The organism is Jeotgalibacillus soli (assembly GCF_000829435.1).
Classification (GTDB): domain Bacteria; phylum Bacillota; class Bacilli; order Bacillales; family Jeotgalibacillaceae; genus Jeotgalibacillus; species Jeotgalibacillus soli.
This window is the reverse complement of the sequence record NZ_JXRP01000018.1, coordinates 294,886-321,195: the sequence shown is the minus strand read 5'-3', so window position 1 is coordinate 321,195 and position 26,310 is coordinate 294,886. Positions and strand designations below refer to the sequence as shown.

The 26,310-nt window shown below is 37.9% G+C and carries 29 protein-coding genes and 1 pseudogene; 6 read left to right on the top strand and 24 right to left on the bottom strand.

Annotation, left to right across the window (positions count from 1 at the left end; genetic code table 11):
- The first annotated feature begins 8 nt into the window (after positions 1-8).
- The gene (locus KP78_RS12010) at positions 9-977 is read left to right on the top strand and encodes a cation diffusion facilitator family transporter (protein ID WP_041089273.1); all 969 of its coding nucleotides are present in this window, start codon (positions 9-11) and stop codon (positions 975-977) included.
- A gap of 476 nt (positions 978-1,453) precedes the next feature.
- On the opposite strand, the gene KP78_RS12005 is transcribed toward KP78_RS12010, so the two are convergent.
- The 4 genes from KP78_RS12005 to KP78_RS19590 all read right to left on the bottom strand — a co-directional run bounded on the left by KP78_RS12005 (position 1,454) and on the right by KP78_RS19590 (position 3,951).
- Entirely contained in the window at positions 1,454-2,488 is a 1,035-nt protein-coding gene (locus KP78_RS12005; RefSeq protein WP_041089271.1) for an acyltransferase, read from the bottom strand.
- Between the two features lie 278 nt (positions 2,489-2,766).
- Entirely contained in the window at positions 2,767-3,099 is a 333-nt protein-coding gene (locus KP78_RS18680; RefSeq protein WP_235420943.1) for a DDE-type integrase/transposase/recombinase, read from the bottom strand.
- A 72-nt stretch (positions 3,100-3,171) separates the two neighbouring features.
- Positions 3,172-3,468, bottom strand: coding sequence for an IS3 family transposase (locus KP78_RS21225; RefSeq protein WP_052474779.1), 297 nt, complete (start codon positions 3,466-3,468; stop codon positions 3,172-3,174).
- A gap of 69 nt (positions 3,469-3,537) precedes the next feature.
- Complete coding sequence (locus KP78_RS19590) at positions 3,538-3,951, bottom strand: HTH domain-containing protein (RefSeq protein WP_041089269.1); 414 nt, start codon at positions 3,949-3,951, stop codon at positions 3,538-3,540.
- A 667-nt stretch (positions 3,952-4,618) separates the two neighbouring features.
- Here KP78_RS19590 and KP78_RS11990 point away from each other — a divergent pair.
- Both KP78_RS11990 and KP78_RS11985 read left to right on the top strand, forming a co-directional pair.
- Positions 4,619-4,888, top strand: a complete 270-nt coding sequence (locus KP78_RS11990) for a group-specific protein (protein ID WP_041089267.1) — start codon at positions 4,619-4,621, stop codon at positions 4,886-4,888.
- A gap of 14 nt (positions 4,889-4,902) precedes the next feature.
- Positions 4,903-5,217 (top strand): Rha family transcriptional regulator, encoded by a 315-nt coding sequence (locus KP78_RS11985; RefSeq protein WP_052474778.1) that lies wholly within the window; start codon positions 4,903-4,905, stop codon positions 5,215-5,217.
- Here the strand turns inward: KP78_RS11985 and KP78_RS21095 are convergent.
- The 13 genes from KP78_RS21095 to KP78_RS11920 form a co-directional block, all read right to left on the bottom strand.
- Positions 5,192-8,827: a peptidoglycan DD-metalloendopeptidase family protein gene (locus KP78_RS21095; RefSeq protein WP_052474777.1), complete on the bottom strand. Its 3,636-nt coding sequence runs from the start codon at positions 8,825-8,827 to the stop codon at positions 5,192-5,194. The two genes, KP78_RS11985 and KP78_RS21095, sit on opposite strands and share 26 nt — an antisense overlap.
- A gap of 132 nt (positions 8,828-8,959) precedes the next feature.
- On the bottom strand, positions 8,960-9,034 hold the full coding sequence (locus KP78_RS21220; protein ID WP_422723709.1) for a hypothetical protein: 75 nt from the start codon (positions 9,032-9,034) through the stop codon (positions 8,960-8,962).
- 19 nt (positions 9,035-9,053) lie between these two features.
- A complete protein-coding gene (gene gpG / locus KP78_RS18665) occupies positions 9,054-9,422 on the bottom strand; it encodes a phage tail assembly chaperone G (protein ID WP_052474776.1) in 369 nt (122 codons plus the stop codon).
- A 170-nt stretch (positions 9,423-9,592) separates the two neighbouring features.
- Positions 9,593-9,874: a hypothetical protein gene (locus tag KP78_RS11970; protein ID WP_131272624.1), complete on the bottom strand. Its 282-nt coding sequence runs from the start codon at positions 9,872-9,874 to the stop codon at positions 9,593-9,595.
- Positions 9,831-10,406: an HK97 family phage prohead protease gene (locus KP78_RS11965; protein WP_041089263.1), complete on the bottom strand. Its 576-nt coding sequence runs from the start codon at positions 10,404-10,406 to the stop codon at positions 9,831-9,833. Before KP78_RS11965 ends, KP78_RS11970 begins: the two co-directional genes overlap by 44 nt.
- Positions 10,406-10,969, bottom strand: coding sequence for a hypothetical protein (locus KP78_RS11960; RefSeq protein WP_041089261.1), 564 nt, complete (start codon positions 10,967-10,969; stop codon positions 10,406-10,408). Before KP78_RS11960 ends, KP78_RS11965 begins: the two co-directional genes overlap by 1 nt.
- Positions 10,970-11,133: 164 nt before the next feature.
- Positions 11,134-11,709 (bottom strand): hypothetical protein, encoded by a 576-nt coding sequence (locus tag KP78_RS11955; protein WP_041089259.1) that lies wholly within the window; start codon positions 11,707-11,709, stop codon positions 11,134-11,136.
- A complete protein-coding gene (locus tag KP78_RS11950) occupies positions 11,710-12,255 on the bottom strand; it encodes a hypothetical protein (protein WP_131272623.1) in 546 nt (181 codons plus the stop codon). It abuts the gene before it with no gap.
- A 49-nt stretch (positions 12,256-12,304) separates the two neighbouring features.
- Positions 12,305-12,538 (bottom strand): hypothetical protein, encoded by a 234-nt coding sequence (locus KP78_RS11945; protein WP_041089255.1) that lies wholly within the window; start codon positions 12,536-12,538, stop codon positions 12,305-12,307.
- A 317-nt stretch (positions 12,539-12,855) separates the two neighbouring features.
- Positions 12,856-15,282 carry a DUF927 domain-containing protein gene (locus KP78_RS11940; protein WP_041089253.1) on the bottom strand — a complete coding sequence of 809 codons (2,427 nt, stop codon included), beginning with the start codon at positions 15,280-15,282 and terminating at the stop codon, positions 12,856-12,858.
- Positions 15,283-15,420: 138 nt separating this feature from the next.
- The gene (locus KP78_RS11935) at positions 15,421-15,786 is read right to left on the bottom strand and encodes a hypothetical protein (protein WP_041089250.1); all 366 of its coding nucleotides are present in this window, start codon (positions 15,784-15,786) and stop codon (positions 15,421-15,423) included.
- 261 nt (positions 15,787-16,047) lie between these two features.
- Complete coding sequence (locus tag KP78_RS11925; RefSeq protein WP_052474775.1) at positions 16,048-16,392, bottom strand: helix-turn-helix transcriptional regulator; 345 nt, start codon at positions 16,390-16,392, stop codon at positions 16,048-16,050.
- A 31-nt stretch (positions 16,393-16,423) separates the two neighbouring features.
- Positions 16,424-16,633 carry a helix-turn-helix transcriptional regulator gene (locus KP78_RS11920; RefSeq protein ID WP_041089246.1) on the bottom strand — a complete coding sequence of 70 codons (210 nt, stop codon included), beginning with the start codon at positions 16,631-16,633 and terminating at the stop codon, positions 16,424-16,426.
- 169 nt (positions 16,634-16,802) lie between these two features.
- Between KP78_RS11920 and KP78_RS11915 the strand changes: the two genes are divergently transcribed.
- Complete coding sequence (locus KP78_RS11915) at positions 16,803-17,294, top strand: helix-turn-helix domain-containing protein (protein ID WP_041089243.1); 492 nt, start codon at positions 16,803-16,805, stop codon at positions 17,292-17,294.
- Between the two features lie 2 nt (positions 17,295-17,296).
- Positions 17,297-18,448 carry a tyrosine-type recombinase/integrase gene (locus KP78_RS11910; protein ID WP_041089241.1) on the top strand — a complete coding sequence of 384 codons (1,152 nt, stop codon included), beginning with the start codon at positions 17,297-17,299 and terminating at the stop codon, positions 18,446-18,448.
- A 156-nt stretch (positions 18,449-18,604) separates the two neighbouring features.
- On the opposite strand, the gene glnA is transcribed toward KP78_RS11910, so the two are convergent.
- The 4 genes from glnA to hflX all read right to left on the bottom strand — a co-directional run bounded on the left by glnA (position 18,605) and on the right by hflX (position 23,109).
- The gene (gene glnA, locus KP78_RS11905) at positions 18,605-19,939 is read right to left on the bottom strand and encodes a type I glutamate--ammonia ligase (RefSeq protein ID WP_041089239.1); all 1,335 of its coding nucleotides are present in this window, start codon (positions 19,937-19,939) and stop codon (positions 18,605-18,607) included.
- 28 nt (positions 19,940-19,967) lie between these two features.
- The gene (locus KP78_RS11900) at positions 19,968-20,366 is read right to left on the bottom strand and encodes a MerR family transcriptional regulator (RefSeq protein ID WP_041089238.1); all 399 of its coding nucleotides are present in this window, start codon (positions 20,364-20,366) and stop codon (positions 19,968-19,970) included.
- Positions 20,367-20,566: 200 nt separating this feature from the next.
- A complete protein-coding gene (locus KP78_RS11895; protein WP_041089236.1) occupies positions 20,567-21,835 on the bottom strand; it encodes a methionine gamma-lyase family protein in 1,269 nt (422 codons plus the stop codon).
- Between the two features lie 11 nt (positions 21,836-21,846).
- Positions 21,847-23,109 carry a GTPase HflX gene (hflX, locus tag KP78_RS11890; RefSeq protein ID WP_041089234.1) on the bottom strand — a complete coding sequence of 421 codons (1,263 nt, stop codon included), beginning with the start codon at positions 23,107-23,109 and terminating at the stop codon, positions 21,847-21,849.
- A 264-nt stretch (positions 23,110-23,373) separates the two neighbouring features.
- Between hflX and KP78_RS11885 the strand changes: the two are divergent.
- Positions 23,374-23,954, top strand: a pseudogene (locus KP78_RS11885) (trimeric intracellular cation channel family protein).
- A 62-nt stretch (positions 23,955-24,016) separates the two neighbouring features.
- Here KP78_RS11885 and KP78_RS11880 read toward each other — a convergent pair.
- From KP78_RS11880 to miaA, 3 genes are all read right to left on the bottom strand, one after another.
- Complete coding sequence (locus tag KP78_RS11880; RefSeq protein ID WP_041089232.1) at positions 24,017-24,979, bottom strand: AAA family ATPase; 963 nt, start codon at positions 24,977-24,979, stop codon at positions 24,017-24,019.
- 104 nt (positions 24,980-25,083) lie between these two features.
- Positions 25,084-25,320: an RNA chaperone Hfq gene (gene hfq / locus KP78_RS11875; protein ID WP_041089230.1), complete on the bottom strand. Its 237-nt coding sequence runs from the start codon at positions 25,318-25,320 to the stop codon at positions 25,084-25,086.
- A 49-nt stretch (positions 25,321-25,369) separates the two neighbouring features.
- The gene (gene miaA, locus KP78_RS11870) at positions 25,370-26,293 is read right to left on the bottom strand and encodes a tRNA (adenosine(37)-N6)-dimethylallyltransferase MiaA (RefSeq protein ID WP_041089228.1); all 924 of its coding nucleotides are present in this window, start codon (positions 26,291-26,293) and stop codon (positions 25,370-25,372) included.
- Positions 26,294-26,310: the final 17 nt, after the last annotated feature.

Genomic DNA, 26,310 nt, shown 5'->3' with positions numbered 1-26,310 from the left:
AGAGTATTATGGGTGAATTTTTCACATTATTAAAAGAAGGAAACAAACCGTCATTATTGGCCGCAGTTGTAAATACAATTATTGGAGTTTTGAAAGCTGGTGCTTTTTTATTGACTGGAAATGTAGCAATGTTCGCTGAAATGATGCACTCCTTTGGTGATGCAGCAAATCAGTTTTTTGTCTTTATTGGTTCTGCATTATCAAAAAAATCTCCAACAGATCGCTTTCCAAATGGCTTTGGCCGACTAGTCAATCTAGTATGTCTTGGTGCTGTTATTATAGTCGGGATCTTAGCTTATGAAACCATTAAGGAAGGTCTCCATCATATCCTGCATCCGAAGGCAAGCAGCGGTTTTTTAATTAGCTTAAGCGTACTTGGAATCGCCGTTGTATTGGAGTTATTTGTGCTCTTTAAGGCAGGTAAGGAAGTTCTGCACGAAACGGGGCAGGATGCAAAAGGTATTCAAGTGATGGCTAAAAGCTTTGGAAGCTTAAAGCGTGCGAAACCAGCAACAAAACTTGTCTTTATGGAGGATTTAGTAGCAACGATTGGTGGGATTCTTGCTATGCTGGCTGTTGTAATTGCCCACTTTTCAGGTTTTGTTCAAATCGAAGGCATAGTTTCTATCATCATTGGTCTAATGATGTTTTACGTAGTCGGAAAAGTTTTTCTTGAAAATGCGCGCGGGGCAATTGGGGAAACGGATGAGGAAATGCGGCAGCATATTGCTGACATTCTTTTAGCTAACCCTGCTGTCACAGATATTCAGCGATTAAATGTTATAAAAGAAGGAGAGCTTCTTCATGTTGAGGCAGAAATAGAAGTAGATCATAAGATGACCATAGCAGAAGCAGATGATTTAAAAGATCGGCTCTCTCTCCTAATCTTTGCCCAAAAAGGAGTATCCAATGTTGTCATTGAATTTGATGAGATCGATCAAATTACCCATTGGATAAAACAGCGCCCGGTAGAGTAATACCGGGCGTGGTTGCTCTTTTATTGCACTGTTCGCTGATATAAACAAAAAAACCACTCGAAACTTATCAAATCATATTTGCTATTAAAATAGTGCCTTTCTTACTCAAAACAATCGATTGAAGCAATATCCGAAACGTTACTCGCCCTTTTTGCATAATTAACATCGGTACATCATCAATGTGATTTTCAAACTCTTTTAGCTCAAATAGACGGGCTTATGTACTGTGCTTAAGGCTTCTGAAGGTTTCTAGTAGGCTTAAACATCATTTTTGAATGCTCATCAGTATGAGGTAAAAACGATGATAGAAACATTTCTATCATCATTGACAACAAACCCACCAGTTTTTCTTATCATCGGAAAATCTGTTGCGACCATTTGCTAAACTTTTTTGCTCAAGCGATTATGTGTCATTTTCCTTCAAAACTGAGCTCCTAAGCTTTAGAAAAAACTGACCCGAAACCTTCTACTCTCTTTTAAGGAATCATCTTTTTTATGATTGGTATTTTCTGAATGATTATCGTAATTATTGCACTGATAATAATCGCTATTACAACATTTACGGGAATTGCAATAATGGGATGAAGGTTATTCCAAACCTTACCGAATATAAAAGAATAAAGATAGTTGAGAACTAGAACATGTACTAAATAAATACCAAAGCTAGCTTGACTAAACCATTTAAGCTTGTCATCCATATCTTGCTTCGATTTAAACAAGATATCTTTAAATAATATGAAAATCCCCACTGAAGAAAATAAGACTGTAATAGAATGATACTCATACCAATAATCGTCAAATACCCCATTATTTGAAATTGTACCATAATAAGTTAAACAGAATGTTCCCAGCAAACCTAGCGCAAGAAAAAATTGGGAATAGATTATATTTTTCTTAGACAATTGATATTTAAACAAATAATACCCCAAGACAAAATAGCCCACATAATTTGTCACAAAAAATAGCTCAATGTTCAAACTATAGCCGACAAGATACTCCATGAAGTTCAAAACAACCGAAGCTAATATCCATAGTCCTAAAAAATATTCTACATCTCTCTTTATTGCATTTTGCACTAGAATCTTAACTAAAGGTGTAATCAAATATAAACCTAAAATCATATACATAAACCATAAATGATAAATAATGTAACCATTTAAAAATTTAACAATAAAATCTTCTATTGAAAAAATGTAACGACTACTAAAAGCACCGGCTGAATAATATAATATACTCCATAACAGCAAGGGTATCGCTATTTTACTAACACGTTTTTTTAAAAATTGACTTGTGGGAAGAGGCCGACTGTCATTTAAAAGAAGAGCACCGCTGATCATGACAAAAATCGGTACTGATGCTCGAGCTAGTGTTTCATAAAAATTACCTGATAACCACCTAAGCTCTCCCGTTTCAAGGGGATTTGCTGAAACTATAGACGCTGATACATGGATTGTAACAACAGCGAGCAGTGCATAAATACGCAAATAATCTAGGTAATAATATCTTTTCATTTCTTCACTCTCCGAAAACTAGGTTTAAGATTACATTATATCAATATTTATATGCCCATTACTATTTATTTTCAACCCTCTCATTCTTAGTGAGACCCCCCAATTAAGGTTTTATCAAATTGGGAGTTTACTCTCGGTTTCAGTTTTCTTCTAGCCCCGGCTGCACAGGAGATCTGGTCTGCTGTTTTATACGTTATTTATAATGTTTCTCCACGAAGATGGAATTATTTTTATTCCGGAACTTTACCCTTAACTAAATCATAAAAACCCTATACGCACTAGTCTACTTCATCTTTAAAGTGACCAAAAAATGATTCCATGGGGGCGTTGTCCCAACAGTTACCGCTTCGGGACATCGACCGTACAAGCCCTAATTCTTTCACTCGCCGTTGAAACTCTGGATGCGTATAATGGACTCCTTGATCCGAATGAATTATCGCTTCAGGATGAATCAATCCATTTAATGAATCAGATAGCTTCTCAAGTGTTCGATAGACAATCTCCATCTTGAGACTTCTGGTCACATGATAAGCAATGATTTCTCGGGTAGCTGCGTCTTTAACACAAGAAAAATACGCTGGTTGACCAGAACCGTAATAAACGTAAGTAATGTCTGTAATAGTACTTTTCTAGGCTATTTTTGGTTAAATTTCCAATTTAAGAGGTTAGGTACGACCTTGTTCTCATGAGTTGCTTTGGCTATTCTTATATGGTTTTGCCCGACGAACTTTCGTTTCTAGATGAAACTTATGCATAAGACGACGAATTTTTTTGTGATTCATCGTGACAAAATACTCGTTCTCCAAAATCATTTTTATCGTTAGAGTTCCGGCTTTTTTCTGTTTTTTATCAAATATATTTTTTATGAGTTCGTAATCTTTCCAATCTTTCTCGTCCTGATGGGATCGAGTGTTTTCGGCGTGTAACCAAGCATAATATCCACTGCGACTTACTCCTGCCCATTCACAAAAATAGCTCACCAGATTAGAGTTGACGAATCACTTGTTCTATTAATCTGAATTTCCCTCTAGTTGTTACTTTTTCTTCTTCTATGCCTGCCTTTCGAGTTCGTCTAGCTTTTTTAAGAAGTCAAGTTCTGCCTCTAAGTACTTAATCCGAGCTTCTGCCTTCTTTAAGCGATCTTCCTGTGTATCCTGTTTAGATGTTGGTCTTCCTATACTTCCTTTTCCACGTCGTTCCGTGTAGAATCCTTCTTCACCATACATATCAAAGATTTTTCTCCAACGTTTTAAACATCCCTTCGGTTTATCAGAACCAATCATGTCAACATCAAACCCATGATCGATAAAGATTTGTGTAGGCCCTTTTCCAGACTGATTTTCTTTAACCGCCTTCACCTTGAAGTCCGAATGATAAGTAATCGAACGATCTGATACTTGCTTCACATGTGGATGATTCTCTAGTATTTTTATTTGAAATTCATTAAAAATAATCTTACTCACTTTGACTTCCTCCGCTTATATATCTGAATTGATTATAAACGGGTTTCTACTATAAGGAGATAGAAAAACCCCGTAATAAGGGACCTTTTTTAAAGTGTCCATTATTCGGGGTATAGTTCAACCGGCCAAGGGCTTTTAATTAATTGTTAAAATACGCCAGCACTTTTTCAGTCGGGTGCTATTTTTGGCAGTTCTCACAAATTAATCACCACGAAAGGTAAAAAAAACATCTTTAATGGAAACACTCACACCGTTATAGATAAAACCGAGCATGACTCATTCTGATCAACATAACCATTGCAATTTTACACAAAAATAAAACCGCCAGAGCCTTACAGCCCCAGCGGTTTCTATTATTAAAACTGTTCCATGTACTGCTCGCGCTCCCATGGGTGTACTTGCGTGCGGATTATATCTTGTGGTATTTTATATGATTTTAATTGTCTGAAAAGCTTGATATATAAGGGTTTTAAACTTTTTATTTCTATCATAAATTCCTTTTGTCCAACCTCACTTGGACGAAACTTGGACAGTAGTTGGACGAATACAACCATGCTCACATAGACAATGATATATACAAAAAAATAATTATTTTAAATAAAGGGAATTTACTGCATTTGAAGAAATAATATTAAAATCAATAAAATAGAGTACACGAGGTGAAATAATGATAGAAATAAATATTAATCAAGAAGAATTTAAAAAACTTGTTTTAGAACAAATCGAAAAGAATTTGAAAGAAATTGATTCAGAACGCGTCTTTTGGAACATGTCAGATTTAATCCGCAATACAGGAATGAGTAAATCAAATATCCTGGACAAGTTTTTTTATGATCCTGATTTTCCAAAATACCGACCAGGTCGAGAATGGTTATTCCCGGTTGTTGAGACGAAGGCATTTTTACTCAACTGGTTAAGAAAACAACCAAGAATTTAGAAGGAGGGATAAAAATGAATTTAGTAATCATGCAAGACCAACAGGCAGTTACTTCAACAACAACTCTCGCTCTTTCATTTAACAAAGAACATAGAAATGTTATGCGAGATATTGAAAACCTAAAAAAAGATGTGCTCAATTTTGAGCAGATGTTTTTCGAAACTACAGAACCCGATAGCTACAATCGAAGTCGCAAAGTGTACTTAATGAACCGTGACGGTTTCACATTACTAGCAATGGGGTTCACTGGAAGTAAAACAGATAAAATAAAAAAGCACCTAATCACTCAGGTGCCTTCTGTTTTTACTTCAGCTTCAGACCTTTCATAAATAGATTATTGTTGCTTGCTGAAGCGAATAATTGTTGATTGACATCAAACGTGATTTCTCCAACCTGTTGACTATCGATATTCACTGCAGCCGGTTGGATAGTAAACGGTGTTTTGGCACTGTTTTGTAACAACAAAATTAATTGTTCAAGAAGTTGTTCTGTACGTGAGCTACCTCCTGTTGAATTTGGTAAACGAGTAGGACTCGTACTACCAAAGCTTCCTCCATCCGCACCTAATTTCTTAGCAGCTAAGGCAAGTAATTTCATGGCAGCTGGGCGTTTACTTCGATCACCTGTCGGAATCATAACTTCTTCTTTATTACCTTCACCAACCCAAGCAAGTTGTTCTTTCTTGATCAATCCACCTTCAGCAAAACCACCGATACCAGGATTGATACGTTGACCATTCTTACGTACTTCATAATGCAAATGAGGTCCTGTGGATTGGCCTGTGTTTCCAAGTGTACCGATAATGTCACCCTTTTTAACGGATGCACCTACACGCGCAATAGCTCTTTGTAAGTGGGCATAGTAATAATCATAGATTCCATTTTTAATGGTTACTAGATTACCGTAGCCTCCATTGTTCCATCCGGATGAAGTGACCATACCGCCAACCTGAGCTTTAATTGCTGTTCCAATTGGCCCTGCAAAATCGACGCCACCATGAAGGTGAGATCGACCAGTAATTGGATGAACACGATAACCAAAACCGCTAGTTTTAATTAAATTCCCAAAGCTCATTGGAACATTACCGCTGCCACCTGAATCAAACATACCTTTGATAAAGTCAACGGCTTTGTCCTTCACAAAACTAAATGCACCCTTTGCCATTGAAGCAGCACCGCCAGTTAACCCTTTAATGGATAGCCCTAAAGATTCAATCATCTTGCTGATTAACTTACCTGGGTTTGAAGCATAACTCCATATATCGCCAAGCCAGTCCTTTAAACCTGCACCCATGTTATACATCGGCACTTCACCTTTAAGAATCTTCTCAGTCAAATAGTTGGGAATAACTTGAGTCCCTTTTGGAGCGTTTGGAATCAAGGTATCTGTATCGGGCGATAAGATGGTTTTTCCGTTTGGAAATCTTACAATCTCTCTACCATACTTATCACCAACGATCATTGGTCCTCCTTTATGAGCATCGGTTCCTTTAGCAAAGGTTTCCACTTCCCACTCTTTAATCTTTGTATCGATTCCGAGCTTCCCGGTGATATTATTAATCCCACCGATCATTCCGTTGACCACAGAGCCAAATTTTCCAACCATTGCATTTCCCAAGTCTTTAATACCTTTAACAGCCTTATCTTTAGCATTGATAATGCCATCTCTTATCTTTCCAGGCAATGCTTTTGCTCCATCTACCATATTCTTAAAGACGTCATCCACTTTTGATTTTAGATTACCAGCAAGAGTTGTCACACCATCTCGTAAATTTCGCCATTGAGTGAGTACACCCTCCTTCGCCCTGGTAGCCAAATTCGTTATACTTGAACGTATAGCCGAAAAAGTTCCAGAAATACCCGAACTCATACTTGAAATTGTGGTACGTATGGTTGTCCAAATAGATGACCAAATTGATCGAAGGAAATTAAAAATTGTCCTGAAAATTGTGACCGTAATCGTATTTGCTTTCGTCCATCCGTTTTTCAGGAAGTTGAATACGGCTGTTATAGATGTAGAAAACAAATTTCTCAATGTCGTCCACATCGATGTGAAGAATGTCCGGAATGATAAGATAAACGCTTTTGCTCCACCTAAAACTTTTCCATAGAAAGTTAATTGAATAAAGTTCCAAATGAATGTGATAGCACCTTTGAATATCTGTTTTAATCCTTCCCACATTTTTTTGAAGTCACCTGTAAACAATCCAGAAAAGACTTTGACCACGCCCATGATGATATCTAGTGCGCCAGTTATAACCCCTTTAATGTTGCCCCATACACTCTTAATGATTGCAAGCACCAATGGCATGAAAAACTGTATCGTTTCCCATATCCCTTTGAATATAGCAGCTACAACTTTACCGATATTTTTTAATGCACCTAGTATTGTTTCGCTGTTTTCAGACCAAAATTGCTTGATCACAGCCAGTTGATCCTTGAAGAATTGGACTACTGCGGCAATAGCTGGTTTTATAGCTGATAGCATATTCTTGCCTAACTCTTTAAGCCTGGTAAGTAAATTCGCAACTCCCTCTCTAAATGTCTCCGAGTTTTTATAGAGAGCGACAAATCCAATACCTAATCCGGTTAATATTCCTATGGTTAATCCTACCGGACCCGTTAGAGCCACAAAGCCAAGTCTCAACCATTTGAGTAAGCCACCAGCTTTTGCAATGTTAGACATCACTGGTGCAAGAGCTGTCGTGATGCCGCCAATTGAGGAGATAAGCGTACCGATCCCCACGATGACCGGACCGATAGCAGCTGCAATTCCTGCGAATATTAACCCCGTTTTTTGAGAGCTTGGACTTAGTTCTAAAAACTTTGTCAGCAATCCATTAAATGCGGTTGTGAGTTTTGTTGCGATTGGAGTGAGTATGGTTCCTAACTTTGAGGTTGCATCCTGAAAAGCTAAAGATGCTTCCCTCGACTTGACCAACTCATCATTATTCTTTCTGAATTCTTCGTTCACAGATGCCAAGCCTGTGTTTGCTAACTGCTTCAGTATATAATTTTCCTCTTCACCGTTTGCAATTGCTGTTGTTAAGCCGTCATTGAAGGTATCAAGATTAACTCCTGACCGTTCTAATAATTCAGCGAATGGACCAATGGCAGCACCTGTGGCTAATGTCTCTTGTAATCCATCAGCTAACCCTTCAAATTTCAATGTGTCCGGGAATCGAATGACTGCACCAGCTAAGTAGTCCACAGCTTTTGCCATGCCTGATTCACTTAGATTGGTAGCCATTAAATTTGATAGACCTTCCACATTGGCATTGACATCAGGAGCGATCCCGTTAATTCTTTCTAATGTTTCACCCACAAAATCAATACCAAACCCAGCATTGAGAGCATTCGTTTCAAGGTTGGCCATATTCCCCCTGAATTCTTCAGTTCCTTTCGTGAGTGATGCAAAAGCGCCAAGAAGAGGAGCAGTAATTGCCAAAGACATGTTTTGACCAATGTTTTTAAAGCTATCGCCAATCTTTGAAATCCTTCCGCCTGTTTTTTCGAAGGTATCAGCAAGTTTAGTGAATCCACTGGAGGCAATTCGTTGTTGTTCTTGAAATTCCTTCATTTCCTTGCTGACGCCTTCGATATGGCGCTCTAAGTTATTCAGTGCTGCAACTTCATCATTGTATTTTTTAGCAGCAAGATCAGCTTGTTTTGATCCTTCTCCATGCTGTTTATTCATGCGCTCATATTCGTCTTTAGCATTTGCTACTGCAGCCTTGTTGACATCAAGCTTTTTATTTAATAATCCAAGTTGAGTCTCATATTTACTAACCGACTTTTCACTGCGATCAAAAACAGACATGCCAGCCTTCATTTCACTACTTACCAAAGACATTTTGCGTTTTAAATCTTTTAGACCGCTATCAATACCAATGGTATCAAGCCCAAGACTTATGGATAAACCTTCTATTCTTTCTGCCATTTATTTCACCTTCTCGCCTTATTACTCACTTTCCAGCGATTAGGACCAATAAAAAAAGAAGCCCCAACCACAGAAAAGTGGCAGGACTTCTAGAGTCTCTTTATTAAGAAGGGATTCTTGATCCTCTATTATTCAATTTGAAAAATGATTTAAATCTTTACAACGAGGGCATTTGATTTCAGATATACCCTTCAATTTTCCAAGCATTTTGTTGCAGCTCTTGCATCTAATTTCTTTTAATTCTTTTGCCGCTACTTTTAAAATCAAACGGAACCACAACCTTTTCCCTCTGAATTCCTGCTTTTTGATTTGATAACTTCATATTCTCAATTACATGATCAATTGCTTTTGAAACGATCGGCATTACTTCTCTCACGTCTATACCTTTAGCAAGATCATCTGCAGTGAATTGGTTGCCGAATATTTCAGTAATAAGTGGATAGAATTTATTAAAAATAATATTAGGATCCTTCAACCTCTGCATATCCTTTTCTAGTTCTAGTGTCCTTCTAAAAACATCGCTACTAATGCATTTCGGGGCTTTGAATCTCTTTTTTTTGCCATTTATATTAAGATTAATAGCCAGTTTTTCCACATTTTTCACTCCTTTAAACGATTACGGACCCTCGTTAATTCAGCAACACAGGCAAGGTACGGCCATTTTTTTGGGTTACCCCCCCTCATGTGAAAAATTCATCCGCGGTGCGAACGAAGCGCCTCCTCGGTCCAATTGTGTTTAATCTTCACACAATTTAGGTAGGGGGGCTATTCATTTTGTATTCTGTAAATAAATAGGTCTGCTTCTAATAAAGTTATACTCAACTCCAACTTTTCAATCTGGTTTTTAATTGAATCCCAGTCGCTTAATTTATTCACTGTTGCTTTCATGTGATAGCTATTATATAGACTTCTTCTTACTTGGCTAAAGTCGCTCCCTTCCTTCTTTGCTTGTTTATAGGCATCTCGAAGTTTATTCCCAAACTCTAAAGCTTTAACTGCAGCTTCAGGAGCTCTTCCCATCATTTCTGCCATCATGGCTTGTTGCATCTCCCTCTGCTCCCTCTGACTCATATACATCCCACTTCACCCCTTTAAGTCTCATATCATTTCTATCTGTTGTGCAGAAAGTTGCTTTGTTACCTGGGCTATTAGTTAAACATATCTCATGGACTAATACCTCGTTATGTTCTTCAACAATAAAGTTATGGTTCAAGTTCATTATCCTAGCAAGGGATTGTATCTTACATTCCTCAACAAATTCCCTGCTCTTATGTCGTAAAAAAGTAACGCTGCAATGTCTTAGAAACCCTTCTTTAACGTCCTTATATGCTTTAAATGATTCAGGTGTATCAGGTACCAATTTAAAGAAGACACCCGCAGGATTTAACAATACAGACAGATTCTTTCCTGTGCGTCCTATTGTCCAGTACTTATTATGTTCCAGTGTTAACGGGATCTCTTTCCATAGTTCAGTAACTTCATAGTTCGTTAACTCTAATTCATAAGTGTTAGTCTGGCTATTATAGTTCCAGTAGAACTGATTGAACGGCATAGCTAAACCGTATATCGCCATCTCCATTAGGACCTCTTAAAAACATCCTTATTTTCGATTAAAAGAGAATTCATAATCTTGGTTGCCGGGTTGTCTAACGGGCTTATCCTAACTTTCGTTAACCCCAATTTATTCCGGGTTTGATCGTTCATATATTGCTCATTAAAATAATTGATGGAATATGATAAACTGTTAATCCTATTTTTAATATTATCCAACTCCGATAAACCATCTAACAATTTCTTACGTTTTGGTTGTAATTCTTTGAATAATGATTCCGCCTGTTCTTCCAGAATTTCTGCTTCATTCATCCATTGTTCAACTTCCTTGACGACAATTGATTGAATAAGCGGATTGTCATTTTCTAAAGCTTCAATCTTATCTTTCCGTATCTTGATCCGATCATTTACGGTTTTGATACGCTCATTAACAGAATCAATTTTTTCTGCTTCTAAAGAAAAAATAGCTGCATTGTACTCTTGCTTTAAGTCGTTCAAAAGATCACTATCTGTTTTATTTTCCTCGTTTAATTTCTGAATATCCCCAGCAACTCGATCTCGTTCCACTGCAATACGTTGATCTAAATTCATTTCTACTCCTCCTAGTATGTCAATTTAATAAACTGGTGATTGCTTTTTACTTCTCTTCGCTTCATCTTTATGAAGGATTACTTTAGCTTTGCCATGTAGCTCTAAGTATTTCCCCAACGTTCTCACTCCTTGCTGTTCTCTCCTGGTTATGTGCATTGATTAGTTCATACAGTCACCTCATTATGATTTTGCAGGTCATACTTTTCGTACAATGCCCTTCTTTTTGGGGTTAGTGCTGCTAATTCTTTTCTTCTTTCCTTAAGGAATATCTTTCTTGCAACTTCCCGGGATATCCCTGTATCTTGACCACCCTTCTCACAGCATGTTACATATCTAGGATTTAAAAGCTCATTAAGACTTTTCGCTATCTTGTCTAGTACCTCACTATTACTTTGTACAGGTGGTTTTTTATTATCTTTCATATACCGGGTGAAGTCTGCGTGTTTATACCTCATAGATGAAACTACCAAATTTAAAGATAATGCAGCTTCTTCTATCGTGTATCCTTCGAAGTATTTGAGTATTAAAAAGTTTGAAAAAGGATCATCCCTTGATTTTACTAACGTGAAAAGGTCATCTAAGCCTTGTTTCAGGTAACCAATCTCTTTCTTTAGAAAATCTAATACTTTGGTTGGCTGACTCTCTTCTTCAATGATTTTTTCATAGAGGTCAATTTTTTCATTTATTGAATTTGCTTCTTCCATCCACAATCTTATTGTTTCAAACTCCTTATTCACCAATTAACACAACTCCTTTAATAGAGATTTATTACGCTTCATCCGTTTGAGTCGCTTCTCTTCAGTTATTCCTAATAGCCTGGCACCTTCTTCACCTTCAAAAGACAACTCTTCCTCATCGTCTGGATAAATCTTTTCCAAGTCAGAAATATGTTCAGAGATAATTTCTCTTAATCTATTAGTGTTAACAGTCACTTGTTGAATGAAAGCTTTCTTGAATACTGCAGCATCAATCGGTGGCATCATGTTCACAACTCTCCAGAAGCGATTGTACTTATCTTTTTGTTTCTTAACCTGTTTTTCATAGTTCGATTTTGCACTTACAATTTCTATTGCAAAAAATGCTGTATCTGATGAGAAACCATATTCCTTATCATATTTACCAACACCGAATGAAAAGTCATAAAGATCCTGGAAGTAATCTTCTCGATGCTCTTCTAATTCCTTTGCTTTAATAAGTCCTTCTGCATCCGAACTTATAAAATACAGAATTTCATTAATTCTCATTTGCGCTATAAATGTAGCCGGTTCATTATTTTCTAGGTTCAAGGTCAAAACATTGCACCACCTCTTTAATTAGATGAAAGAAAATAATCATTTATAGGCTGATATTGTATTTTTCAGCTAATCGCAAATTTTCTTCATTATTTCGGTCAATCACTATATCATAGGATTCCAAGTAAGATAGATCGATACAATGAGCCACAACATTTCCCTCTTCTGCTGCGTGAACATGTTTACATCCACAAACCACACACTTCTTTACTACTCCATAAAGTTCCATTGGCTTTTGTAACCTTGTCTCTTTGAGTGTCAAGATATTTTTTTTCATAGTGTTTAAACCTCCTTTATTTTCATAACTTTTTTGAGAGAATCATAAATTACATAACTACAACATAACCCTGATGAACATTACTCCCAGTTGAGATATAGCATTTCGGTTATGAAAGTAATGATTTTTAGAATCAACATAAGATATATATTGTGTGTGTTTAATACAGGGGAGACAGAAGAACATTCACACATATATATAATAATTATCATTACTTTCATAACCTTTATATATTATTGCTACCTAACCCCTTGCTATTACTGGTTTTTAAGGAGTTATGTTTTCTCCTAACCTTAATACAAGAATCATTATTTTCATTACCGGATAACAACCTCTTCTTTAAAGTCATAGCCAAGTTCCGTTAAAATATCAGGGTTTATTGGGATAGCTTGCATCGTTTTTCCTTTGTGCTTGATAGTTTTAACGTCAGGTGCTACGTTTTTTTGATTTAAATAATAGGTGAATCCTTTTTTTAACCAATCATTTCTTACCTGTTTTGTTTCAACACCTAAAAAATTCTTTACGTATTTAGGGAGTAGATATAACCGATCCTCTTTGAACACTGCCTTTGATTCGTGAGAAGGTTCATACTCATAAAAAATTGACCGTCTGTCACTATCTAAATCCTCTAAAATTTCGTTGAGCAGTTCTTTTGATTTATCCAGCGTTTTGTTACTCGTAACCATTTCATCAAACAAGTGGACTAATGAGTTACAATCGATTTCGTAATCAAATAGTGTATTTAAACAATCAGCTACGAATACAATTGCTGCATAATGTTTGGACAACCTTCTCAAAACGTCGTTATTATTTGATTTTTTAATAAACAAGTCACGAAAATTTTCATACATAGGCATTAAGTGATTTTTCCGATCTTGCCAGGCTTTAAGAAATGCAATGCCAGGTTCCCCAAAATTGTTTTCAATACCTTCCGATAACATTGCAAAAAAGTTATCTTCATCATCCTCAAAACTGAAATCCTCTATGCTAATTACCCTAGCACTTGCCCCAGCTGCCCTTTCAACATAGTTCAAGATGGAATTCTCACCGTTGCAAATTAGCATGTTATTCCAAGTAAAATCTTCGTGTATTCCCCCTATAGTGGCGCGCCCCTTGCTCATCCCGCCACTGTGGGTATATATTAACTTTTCAAGCATTTGCCTGGGAGCCTTATTGTGATCATCAATTAGCAAAGGATAGTTCCTTAGAAAAGATGCTTTCCTTTCAAGGGAATTCAAGGTAGCGTTGAACTCGTTAATTAATCCTCTGCTCTCACCCCAGACAGATGCAGCAGCTGCCAATACTCGACTTTTACCACGACTAGTTGTTCCTGTCAGATCGCATATGATTGGATCCAGATTCAAGTCTTCTAAAACAATTGAGGTAAATGAAGCCATCACAACGAACAAAGCTTTTGGATTATCTTTTATCAAGTCCAGTACAGAGGATTGCCATCCCTCTAAATTTCCTTTTTTAGATAAAGATTTAACTATCCTTTTGTAACCGAAATCAGACGGTATTATTGAAATGTTTTCAGTAATTTCAGGATGGATAAACTCCTCATTAACCTTCCCTAACCGATCAACCATCTTCATCCTGGGAATATCATTTTCAGCTAAGAAAGAATCGAAATACTCGATAAGGGTACGGCCATTCAGATCAGTGACACTAAATCCTTTATCAGCTAGACATAATAAATCCGGCTTCGAAGCTAATGTTTTTGCGGTAACAGTTTCCTGGTACCATTTACATTCAGCTTTCCACGAAATTTGATAGAACACTTCTCCTCGCTCGATATGTTCATATATCATCGTTATTAAAGGAACATATCTACTGACCAAGGCATTTATTTCTTTAAATTCACCATCAACCTTCTTTATTTCTTTTTTAAAAAGTCGGTTATTTTGACTAAAGAAAGGCTTTGGCATCATAAAAGATTCAACTTTTTCTAATTTTTTCGGAGCAGTTACCTGATTTGATTGTTCAGGAGTTTCAAACCCTGTAATCGAGTTAATAGTCGCTTGTAGTTCATAATCCGAGTAACCTTTTTTGTCGATCATGAAGTATTTATGAACAAGCTTTAAACTCGGCTCAATTAGGTCATGTGAGTCTTTTCCATAACGCTTGATTTTACTTCCTAATTCGAAAATTGATTGATTACGATCACCAGCTAAGAGGGGAATTGGAAACCGATAATCTTTTGTTGTTGCAGTGTTCCATAAAGGTTTTAGAAAAGTTGGTAGTTCATCTACTTTTTCAACACTTGAAACGATCTCCCTATTTTCCGTATTAGCAGTGGGAAAAACGATCAATGAATTAGTAGACCCGACCCTGGTATCAATGATTACTCCTATTGAAGTAAACCATTTACTTATCATTTTGATTTTTTTATTCTCTTCTGATTCATTTTTGAAGATCATCTGACAGCCATTCGGTGTAGAAATCAAATGGAATTTGTACCCTTCACCTGACAGTAATTTGTAAAGGTAACGTGCTACCTCTTTATTATCTACATCGATCACAATGTGCTTCTCGGGTATTAAAGTTCCGATCCACCCACCTTTATCAAGATGCTTTTGTATTTGATCTTCAGTTAAAGACGGCTTACCTTTGTAAGAGCCTAAAGGAGCTTTAGCTTTGCTGTATTCATCATTATTGATGTAACCCCTACACTTAATGATCTTTGCCCCTGGGAGCACTAAATTTATTTGATCTGTGTATTCTCTTGATGCAGTTAACGTCATAAAAGTCATTCCCCTCCTTCCCCAAGCCATTAAGCTGTTAATAAAATTTATATTGATTTTTTCCTTATCATTGGTTAATATTATTGATAAGAAATCGGACTTGATTAACAAATCCGATTAATTATTAATTGAGCGATATTACTCTTCCATTGCAGTGGAAGGGTTATTTCTATGCAGTAAACCATCAAGATGATTGAATGCTTCCTGTTTATGTTGGACAATCTCCTTTTGTAAAAAGCCGATATGATCGAGTAATAACTCAAGCGTTGTATATAGCTGATTTAATCCAAATTCATTAAAATTATTATCTTTTGGGTTAATAGCTGCGTAAATATCATCTTTAGTCCACTCAAGACGGGTCAACACATTCCCAGCCATTTCAACTCCTGCTGATAAGTTTTCTAGGGCAGTGTGTACCTCGTGCAAATCCCTCTGCATTTTCTCCGTTAGTTTTACTTCAGCAACATTTTCAACTTCAGTTGATACATTCAGTTTTGTTTTCATTTTTAATTCCTCCATTTGTTTTTGTTTTCTAAAGAAATTACACTTGGTGAAAATTAATGTCCCTCCTTAAAAGTACGATTACACTGATGACTTCTGCATTGTTCATTTAATACAGCTTTATACTGTTGCAGCCGTTTATTCCTCAAGGTAAATTTTTCTCCCTGATCTTGAACAGGTACCTTACTTTGCCAAGCGACCTTTCCGGTGTACCAAGAAATTCGCTTCATTAATTTCATACTGTCTCACCTCCTTAAGAGAATTTTAATGCCCTCCTCCCTCTCTTTCTTCCTTTTTAGCTTTTACTTTTCTAATAGTTGAGCAATTATAAGCTTGGCCGCCATTTGCTTGAACTTCTTCGATATAATTTTTAATAAACTCATCGATTTGCGGACGGTAGAAGAAAGATTTTCTTCCAATGTGAATCCTCGGAAGTTCAGGATGATTTTGAAACACTTCGTAAAAAGTACTTCTACTTACACCCAGATATACAAGCAATTCCTTAATCCCCATCAAGAGAGCTTCCTTTTCCACCTTATCAAGCCTTTTTCTTAACTCTTCCAGGTAAAGCTCCCTGATTACCGCTTCATCCAACTTGATTTCCAGCATTTATATCACCTCCTTAAAAGTTGTCTACTAATCATTTAAACTCAAATAGTTCTTCAATAGGCTTTTCTAAAGAATCAGCAATTTTTTTAGCTTTTTTTGCTGATATACTATATCGACCATTCATGAAGTTTGAAAAAGTGGATGGGCTAATATCAGATTTTTCACTTAAGGATTTTTGATTTAGCCCTTTATACACCATAGCAACCTGAATGCTTGTTCTATTAGGATAGATTTTCAACACATTTATTCACCTCTCTTTTATAAATGAAACTTTTTTCAACGCTTCATGAGTTCATTGTAATCTATAGTGAAACTAAAATCAACACTAAACAAAATAAAATTTTAAGTAGTGTTGATTTTTTCAACGTTCATATGGATAATGAACACTAAGAAGATATAGGAGGGATAATATGAATCAACAGACTGAATTAGCTAAATTCATTAAAGAATATAGAGAGGAAAACGATTTAACTATTAGTGCTTTAAGCGAACTAACTGGTGTTTCCAGACCTTATCTATCACAAATTGAAAACGGGAAAACGCCAACTAAAAAGACTCTTGAAAAGATGGCTGAAGGAATGTGGAAGGATGAATTTCAAAAAATGTGGAATGGCCCCAGATTAATTGAAATGGCCGGATATAAGTTAATTCCTGAGGAAGGAGAACCTGGCTATGATGTTTACCTTAAGGATCAAGAAGTATATGAACAGATGCAAAATTATGAAAGAATTATTAGGTTTTTAGAAGAAGATATAAAAGAATTGAGTTCGTTTGTTGAGTTAAATAAGGTTTTTAATGAAGAATCTAAAATTATTCTCGATAATCAACATTTGACAAAAAATGAATTAGAAGCTTTAAGGTTATTGCTGAAAGGTATTAGAATTAATAGGGAGGAGAAATAAATATGGCTTCTTACCGCAACCGCGGCACTAAATCAAAGCCAAAATGGGAATACCGGATCCATTATAAGAACCCGGTCACTGGAGAACTTGAACCTATTTCTGAAGGTGGATTTGATTCAAAAGGAGCTGCTAAAGAGGTAGCTGAAGCAAAAGAGAAGTTATTGAAGCAAGGGTATGATCTTAAGGTAATAAAACTTAAAACATTCATCTTGGACTGGTTAGAAAATGATAAGCGTGGCCATGTTAGGAAGAACACTTTTCAAACATATGAGAACAGCATCAATAATCACATACTCCCCTACTTCAAAGAAATCTCTTTGCAGAAAATTACTTCTGATCAGTACCAGGCATTTTTAAATAAACTTGTGGAAGATGGATCAAGTAAAAGATCAATTGAAATCATCCACACTACAATGAAGAATGCTATGGAAAAAGCGGTCCAACAAAAGAGGATAACTGATAACCCATGTAAGTATGCAAAGATCAGAGCAAAAGCTACCGAAAAGAAGATTAAGTTCATTGAAACTGATCAAATTGAGTCGTTTCTAAGACACGCTTACCAATACGGATATGAGCATTGGATTTTCTACAATGTTTTAATTGAAACAGGCTTAAGAAAAGGGGAAGCTGCAGCACTCCAATGGAATGATATTGATTTGAAAGAGAAAACGATTAATGTACACAAATCATTGGATTTTCAGGCTAAAAATGATGATGAGTTATTCGGGGATACAAAGAACTATAATTCAAAAAGAATTATATCCATTGATAATAAATTGGCCCAGGAGCTTCACTTCCACATGAAGTGGCAGAATCAAAATAAGCTTGCATTAAAAGATCTATACCGTCATGATCTCAATTTAGTTTTATGTAGGAATGATGGATCTCCTATGGCAAAGAGCACCCTTTTCAACTCATTCAGACGGATTTTAAAAAGAGCTGATATGCCGGACTATCCTATTCACTCCCTGCGGCACACTCACGCTGTCCAATTGCTTGAAGCTGGTGTGGATATGAAAGGTGTCCAGGAACGATTAGGACATGGTTCCATGCAGATTACAGCCGATGTTTACGCTCATGTAAGTAAAATAATGAATCAGCAGACAATGGATAAGTACGAGGAACAAAAGAGGAAAAGATCACAGCAGATTTAAATTGAAGTTGGACAAAATGTCTGGCTTCTTTTTTTGTGGAATTATTAAAGGTTGACTTGGACAAAACTTGGACGAAAATCCATTTTAACTAATAATATAATATTTTTGTCCAAATAAAAAACCGCCAGAGCCTTACAGCCCCAACGGTTTCTATTATTAAAACTGTTCCATGTACTGCTCGCGCTCCCATGGGTGTACTTGCGTGCGGAACATATCCCATTCGATTTCCTTCGCTTCCACGAAGTGTTCGAAGATGTGTTCGCCAAGTGCGTCGATGATAATTTCATCTTTTTTCAGTTCATCTAATGCCTGAGCTAGCGTTGCAGGTAGATCTTTAATTCCAGCTTCTTCACGCTCTGCTTTGTCCATTACATAGATGTTGCGGTCGATTGCTGGTGGTGGAGTCAAGTTGTTTTTGATTCCGTCAAGACCTGCACGAAGAAGTACTGCAAGTGCTAGGTATGGATTTGCAGCAGGATCAACAGAACGAACTTCAACACGAGTGCTTAGTCCGCGTGATGCTGGGATACGAATCAATGGGCTGCGGTTTTGTGCAGACCAAGCAATGTAGCAAGGTGCTTCGTATCCAGGAACAAGACGCTTGTAAGAGTTAACAGTTGGGTTTGTTACAGCTGTAAACGCTGATGCGTGCTTGATGATACCCGCCATAAATTGACGAGCTGTATCGCTAAGTTGAAGATCACCATTCTCATCAAAGAATGAGTTTACTCCATTTTTAAATAGGGACATGTTGCAGTGCATACCTGATCCATTTACCCCGAACAATGGTTTAGGCATAAATGTAGCATGCAAGCCATGTTTACGTGCAATTGTTTTAACTACTAGTTTAAAAGTTTGGATGTCATCGCATGCGCTGATTGCATCTGCGTATTTGAAATCAATTTCGTGCTGGCCAGGAGCTACCTCGTGGTGAGACGCTTCGATTTCATAACCCATTGCTTCAAGCTCAATAACGATATCGCGACGACAGTTTTCACCAAGGTCTGTTGGTGCAAGGTCAAAGTAGCCACCTTTATCGTTTAGTTCAAGTGTTGGTTCACCATTTGCATCTAATTTGAATAGGAAGAATTCCGGCTCAGGTCCAAGGTTGAAGTCTGTAAATCCTAGCTCTTCCATCTCTGCTAGTACACGCTTCAAGTTATTACGAGGGTCACCAGCGAATGGCGTACCGTCTGGATTGTAGATATCACAGATTAAACGAGCAACCTTTCCATCCCCAGCCGTCCAAGGGAATACTACCCACGTATCAAGATCTGGGAATAGATACATATCTGATTCTTCAATACGTACAAATCCTTCAATGGAAGATCCATCAAACATCATTTTATTGTCTACTGCTTTTTGAAGCTGACTTACTGGAATTTCCACATTTTTAATTGTTCCTAAAATGTCTGTAAACTGAAGTCGAATGAAATTAACGTTCTGTTCCTTTGCTAATCGAAGAATGTCTTCACGTGAATATTTACCCATTGGTTGATTCCTCCTGTTATATGTAATATTAGTGAAAAAAGCGTGATAAGTCTCCTGCACGAAGGCTTGAGCGATTGAATTTCCCCTGACTAAGCATTTCCTGCTTTAACAGCTTTCTTAATTGGTCATTGGAAAGTTCAGGCTTTTTCGCCAGTGTCGGTTCATTCTTTGCTTCTTCCGTATGGTTCACAGCAAAAATCTTTTTAATTCCTGCCATGTTGATCCCTTGCTCCAATAAATCTTTAATTTCTAACAATCTATCTATGTCGTTTAATGAAAAAAGTCGGCGATTTCCCTGCGTTCTTGCAGGTGTAATGAGGTCGTGTTCTTCATAATAACGTATTTGACGAGCTGTTAAGTCCGTCAACTGCATCACAATGCCAATTGGAAACAATGGCATCGTTCGTCGAATCTCACTGCCACTCATATCGTATCCCCTTTCTCTTTTTCTATCGACAAGTTTATTGTAATAGATGTGAGGTAAGGTGTCAACATTATGTTAGATTTTATTACATGTTTTTTTATTTTTTTTAACTCCATCTTTTATTTACCCTGCTTCCGCATTAATATTCATTTTTAATAAATAGCTCTTAAAAGATCCGGTCTTTAGTGACCGGATTTTCAACGTTACAGCGTTATGAAATCACGTGTAATTAATTCATCCAACGCGGTACAGATTGCAATTTTCACGTGTTCATATGTTAATCCTCCTTGTACATACGCAGCATAAGGAGCACGAAGCGGGCCATCGGCGGATAATTCAATACTTGCACCCTGTATAAATGTCCCTGCTGCCATGATGACATCATCCTTATAGCCCGGCATGTATGCTGGATATGGAGTAAAATGGGCATTGATTGGTGAAGCATATTGAATAGCCTGACAAAAAGCAATCATTTTCTCACGGTCGCCAAGCTCTACTGCCTGAATAAGATCCGTTCTTGGCTCAGACCAGGATGGAATTGTTTTCATCCCTAATTTCTCAAGCAGTGCCGCTGTAAATACGGCACCCTTTAAAGATTGTGATACAACGTGCGGCGCTAAAAAGAATCCTTGATACATTTCCTGTAAGGAATAAAGACTGGCACCCGCTTCAGCTCCAATTCCAGGTGATGTCATACGGTAGGAACACTGTTCAACCCATTGTTTTTTACCGACAATATAGCCCCCTGTTTTTGCAATGCCGCCACCGGGATTTTTGATGAGTGAACCTGCCATTAAATCTGCACCTACATGACAAGGCTCAAGCTCTTCCACAAACTCACCATAGCAATTATCAACGAAGATAATGACGGAAGGATGATGCTGTTTGATTGTATCAATCATGATCTTTATTTCTTCTATTCGATAGGATGGTCTCATCGCATATCCTTTCGACCTTTGAATTCCGATCATTTTTGTTTCAGGTTTTATGCGTTTTAATACTTCCTCAAGATCTACATGTCCATCCTCTTTCAGTTCAACATGATCATATCCAATATTAAAATCCTTTAAGGAACCATGGCCATTTCCTCTTATACCGACGATTTCCTCAAGTGTATCGTAAGGTCGCCCTGTAATATACAGCAGTTCATCCCCAGGTCGAAGGACACCAAAAAGGGCAATCGAAATTGCATGAGTTCCAGAAATAATTTGAGGTCTCACAAGACCCGCTTCTCCTCCAAACACATCTGCATAAATAGCAGCAAGCGTGTCTCTTCCATGGTCATCATACCCATAACCAGTAGTCGGGATGAAATGACTGTCACTGACTTTATGGTCACGAAATCCTTTTAGCACACGAAATTGATTGGATTCAGACTGCGCCTCAATTTCACGATGACGCGATGCAATCTTTTCTTCGACTTGCCGTACAATTGGTGCCAATGTTTTTTCATTCTTCAAATACGCTAACATCATTTACACCTTTACCTTCCATGCTCATAAATTTGGCCAAGGACAGGGTGATCCTCCATTACATGGCCTTGAATAATATATTGATCATCTGTCTCATTAAAGGTTACATCACGAACGATTGTTTCTCTTTTTAAACGGGAAATCAGCTTCCCTTCAGTAGAAGGAACAACCACCTCATACAGCTTCATTCTATCAAGCATCTGCTTTTCCACCTCAAGCAGAAGCTGCTGTAAATCCTGTTCGTTAAGGGCTGACATCCACAAATAATCGTGATTAGGCGATGGAACAAAATCCGCTGAGGACAAGTCTCTTTTATTATAAACGGTTAGCTGAGGGATATGGTCCATATGTAAATCCACTAATAGCCTTTGAACCGTTTGTTCATGATTAACATGGTCAGGATGTGCTGAATCGACGACATGCAGAAGAAGATCCGCTTCATTCACTTCTTCAAGCGTGGATCGAAAAGAAGCAATAAGCGTCGTTGGTAGATCCTGAATAAACCCTACTGTATCTGTCATTAAAATCGAATGCTGACTCGGCAGCGTAAGCTTTCTCGTCATCGGATCAAGAGTCGCAAAGAGTTGGTTTTCTTCATAAGAATCTGCATCTGCCAATCGATTAAACAGTGTAGATTTCCCTGCATTTGTGTAGCCCACCAGCGAGATTTGAAACACATGATTTTTCCTTCTCCGCTCACGGTATTGCTCCCGGTGTTTAACGACATTCTTGAGCTGTCGTTTTATCTCCGAAATCTCACCTCGTATGTGACGGCGATCTGTTTCAAGCTTTGTTTCACCAGGACCTCTCGTTCCGATCCCTCCGCCTAGTCTGGATAGTTCAATCCCCTGTCCACTCAGTCTAGGGAGTAAATACTCGAGCTGTGCAAGCTGCACTTGAAGCTTCCCCTCGCGAGAACGGGCACGCTGCGCAAAAATATCTAAAATAAGCTGAGTTCGATCAATAATTCTCGCATTCAGGACCTTGGATATATTTCGATTTTGACTTGGCGAAAGCTCGCTATTAAAGATGATTACATCCGGCTCAAGCTCTTCTTCAAGCACTTGAAGCTCTTCAAGCTTTCCTTTCCCCATATAAGTGCTCGAATGGATTCGATCACGATTTTGGGTCATGACAGACACAACTTCTCCCTGTGCCGTTTCAGTTAATGCTTTTAATTCTTCCAATGATTGAGCGAATCGTTCATCCTCGGTCTGTCCAACTTGAACACCGACTAAAATCGCACGCTCCCTCGGAAAATCGTGCTTATTCAATAAATACCCTTCTTTCTGTCGAATGACATATGTCTTTATCTTATCAAAAGTACTGTCAGCTAGCACGTTTTTGGACAAATAGATAGAAGAAAACTTATCCTTACACTAAGGATTCCCAACTTATTGTTTAAGGCAACAATCATTGCCGTTATTTGTCATTTAACAATCTGTAAATTCCTGCTATATTACACTGATTTCCAATTAAGAAATGATACAATCATGTATGGTTTTCAATTGTTTTGCGAAAGGCCCGGTGACGCTATCATTACCTGGCAAGTATTGAGTATTATTGGCACAGTTGCCTTTGCGGTATCTGGTGCTATTATTGCCATGGAAGAAGGATATGATATATTAGGGAACGTGACTGCTTTTGGAGGAGGTGCCATTCGCAAGCTCCTAATCCGCCTTCCTGTTTCCGCTTTGTGGGAGCAGGGAATGTTCTTTCAAATTATTAATCCCTATTATTTCTGTATTTCTCTTCCCTAATAACCTATTGAAGCACTGGAGAAAACGGGGAAATTTCTTTGATCCAATGGGATTGTCCGCTTTTGCGATCCAAGGTGCTCTTTATGCTGTTGAAATGAGTCTCCCAATGAGCGCTGTCTTCGTTGCTGCCGTTCTAACTAGAAGTGAAGGCTGGGATCATTCGAGATTTGCTTGCCGGCCGTAAACCGCTTGTATTGCGCGATGAGATTTATGCTGCATGAGCGATCGTTGCTGGTTTCGCGGTTGGTCTTGGAATTACATCCAGCTCATGGGAGCTTTATCTGCTTTTTGCCGTCACGACCTCCTATCTGTATAAATGGCGCCTCCCTTTTCGAAGGCTTCAGCCAATGGCAGAATAAAAAAAGAATACGAGATTAGACCTCAAAAAACCACACTCATATGAGTGCAGTTACGTCTCTCATTAGCTTGAAGCTTTTTGTGAATTTTCTTCACTAAGCGCCTCCACTACATCCCGTTCCGTCACCATCATTAATTCCTGCCTAGTAAATAACTGTTGTTTTAATAGTCTCACCGACTGAGTTCGTATTATCGTTTCGATCGTGTTGCGTATAAATCGTCCATTATCCTTAGCAGACGACGGGGTGTTTCCTATTGCTCTGCGTATATAACTTGAAACGCGGTCTGCTGCACCGGACGTAAGTGTATATTGTTTTTCTTTGCAAAGCTTACGAGCAATTTCCATTAATTCCTCAGCCGTATAGTCTGGAAATGTTATGACATGTGGAAACCTGCTTCGCAGCCCTGGATTTAAACGAAGAAAGGCATCCATTTCACTGCTGTAGCCTGCTAGAATAAGAATAAAATCATCTTTTTTATCCTCCATATGCTTGACTAGCGTATCGATTGCTTCTCGCCCGAAATCTTTTTCTCCTCCACGCGCCAGTGCATACGCTTCGTCAATAAAGAGAATCCCTCCCATCGACTTTTTAATAAGGTCACGTGTTTTATTTGCAGTATGCCCGATATATTCACCAACAAGATCAGCTCGCTCTACTTCAACCAGGTGACCTTTAGATAGAATATTTAAATCACAAAGCTGCTTCGCCATAATTCGAGCTACAGTCGTTTTGCCCGTTCCAGGGTTTCCTTTAAACAGCATATGAAGAGCATGATGGTCAGCAATAAGTCCAATCTCTTTCCTTTTTTGATTAATAATATTCCATGCTACGATGTGCTTAAGCATTTCCTTTACTTCGCCCATTCCAACGAGTGAGCGAAATTCACGTTCGATTCCAGTCCAAGTGGGATGCAGGTCATGCTCTTGTTGGTGGACTTCATTATGACGGTCGATGATACGATCAGGATCAGACTGAATGACGATATTGATTTGACCCTTTTTGGTTGTACTCACATGCCGGGTCATATCTAACACCTCACCTTCCCGTTCACACTATTCTTAATTCTATGCTGATTAAAAGAAAAAAAGAGCACATAAAAAAATGCCCCTTCAGGGACATTTTTTCAGTATTACCTTTCTGCTTCAACTGCTTGTATCTTTACTGCCTTTGCAGGGACAAAGGTTGAGATTCCATGTTTGTAAACCAATTGCTGTTTTCCTTCTGATTCAAGCAGGACAGTAAAGTTATCAAACGCTTTTACCTGACCCCGGATTTGATATCCGTTTAAAAGAAATACTGTTACAAGGGTACCGTCCTTACGAAGCTGATTTAATATTTGATCTTGAATATTGATGGCTTGTTTCATCTATACGCCTCCTCTTCGCTCTCTACTAACAAGTATTCTCCTTATAAGTCTATTTTCCTGCTAAAAATTGTAACATATCTTTGATTTTTTTATCAGGATGCTCTGTCATATCAAACCATGTTACGTTCATTTTATTTCGAAACCATGTTAATTGACGCTTTGCGTAACGTCTTGAATTTTGCTTTAACCGTTCAATCGCGGTTTCCAGTGTGCATTGATGATCGAAATAAAGATAAAGCTCTTTATATCCAATGGCCTGTATGGACTGCACATCTCTAAGTCCTGATCGGTTTAAGCGCTGTACTTCTTCAAGCAAGCCCTGGTCCAGCATCTTATCCACTCGTTGGTTAATTCTTGAATAAAGCTTTTCCCGCTCCATTGTCAGTCCAATAATGTGATGATGATATAACGGTTCAGGAGACTGAGTGGACTGCCATTCGGTAGGGGTCTTTCCCGTCGTGTGATAGACCTCTAGCGCTCGAATCACGCGTCGTTCATTGTTTGGGTGAATTGATTGAGCTGCCGCTGGATCAATCAAATGCAGCTCCTCGTATAATGGCATAATTCCCTGTTTTTCGACCTGATGTTCTAGTGACAAACGGAGACTCTCGTTTTTCCCTTCATCAGAAAATTGATAATCGAATAAAACGGACTGCACATATAATCCCGTTCCTCCTACAATAATTGGAACATGACCGCGTGCTGATATCTCTTCAATCTTCTCACGTACCAGCTGCTGAAATTCGGCAACTGAAAAGGATTCATCAGGCTCTTTTATATCAAACAAGTGATGGGGGATCCCTTCCATTTCTTCTGGGCGAATTTTTGCTGTACCGATATCTAATTCTCTGTACACCTGCATAGCATCCCCGTTGATTATTTCACCATTTAATTGTTTAGCAATAGCAATACTTGCTGCTGTTTTTCCAACAGCTGTCGGGCCTATAATCGCAATTACTTGCTTTTTAACCATTCTATTCACTGCTTTCA

Bases quoted from the DNA above. Each gene is read 5' to 3' on its own strand.
- KP78_RS11880 (WP_041089232.1), bottom strand. From the start codon at position 24,979: ATGACCCGGCATGTGAGTACAACCAAAAAGGGTCAAATCAATATCGTC.
- miaA (WP_041089228.1), bottom strand. From the start codon at position 26,293: ATGGTTAAAAAGCAAGTAATTGCGATTATAGGCCCGACAGCTGTTGGA.
- KP78_RS11945 (WP_041089255.1), bottom strand. From the start codon at position 12,538: ATGAAAAAAAATATCTTGACACTCAAAGAGACAAGGTTACAAAAGCCA.
- KP78_RS11940 (WP_041089253.1), bottom strand. From the start codon at position 15,282: ATGACGTTAACTGCATCAAGAGAATACACAGATCAAATAAATTTAGTG.
- KP78_RS11960 (WP_041089261.1), bottom strand. From the start codon at position 10,969: ATGAATTTAGATCAACGTATTGCAGTGGAACGAGATCGAGTTGCTGGG.
- KP78_RS11925 (WP_052474775.1), bottom strand. From the start codon at position 16,392: ATGCTGGAAATCAAGTTGGATGAAGCGGTAATCAGGGAGCTTTACCTG.
- KP78_RS11970 (WP_131272624.1), bottom strand. From the start codon at position 9,874: ATGCAACAAGCCATGATGGCAGAAATGATGGGAAGAGCTCCTGAAGCT.
- KP78_RS11990 (WP_041089267.1), top strand. From the start codon at position 4,619: ATGATAGAAATAAATATTAATCAAGAAGAATTTAAAAAACTTGTTTTA.
- glnA (WP_041089239.1), bottom strand. From the start codon at position 19,939: ATGGGTAAATATTCACGTGAAGACATTCTTCGATTAGCAAAGGAACAG.
- KP78_RS11965 (WP_041089263.1), bottom strand. From the start codon at position 10,406: ATGGAGATGGCGATATACGGTTTAGCTATGCCGTTCAATCAGTTCTAC.
- KP78_RS11910 (WP_041089241.1), top strand. From the start codon at position 17,297: ATGGCTTCTTACCGCAACCGCGGCACTAAATCAAAGCCAAAATGGGAA.
- KP78_RS11915 (WP_041089243.1), top strand. From the start codon at position 16,803: ATGAATCAACAGACTGAATTAGCTAAATTCATTAAAGAATATAGAGAG.
- KP78_RS11985 (WP_052474778.1), top strand. From the start codon at position 4,903: ATGAATTTAGTAATCATGCAAGACCAACAGGCAGTTACTTCAACAACA.
- KP78_RS21095 (WP_052474777.1), bottom strand. From the start codon at position 8,827: ATGGCAGAAAGAATAGAAGGTTTATCCATAAGTCTTGGGCTTGATACC.
- KP78_RS11900 (WP_041089238.1), bottom strand. From the start codon at position 20,366: ATGAGTGGCAGTGAGATTCGACGAACGATGCCATTGTTTCCAATTGGC.
- KP78_RS11895 (WP_041089236.1), bottom strand. From the start codon at position 21,835: ATGTTAGCGTATTTGAAGAATGAAAAAACATTGGCACCAATTGTACGG.
- KP78_RS12005 (WP_041089271.1), bottom strand. From the start codon at position 2,488: ATGAAAAGATATTATTACCTAGATTATTTGCGTATTTATGCACTGCTC.
- KP78_RS12010 (WP_041089273.1), top strand. From the start codon at position 9: ATGGGTGAATTTTTCACATTATTAAAAGAAGGAAACAAACCGTCATTA.
- hfq (WP_041089230.1), bottom strand. From the start codon at position 25,320: ATGAAACAAGCCATCAATATTCAAGATCAAATATTAAATCAGCTTCGT.
- KP78_RS11935 (WP_041089250.1), bottom strand. From the start codon at position 15,786: ATGAAAACAAAACTGAATGTATCAACTGAAGTTGAAAATGTTGCTGAA.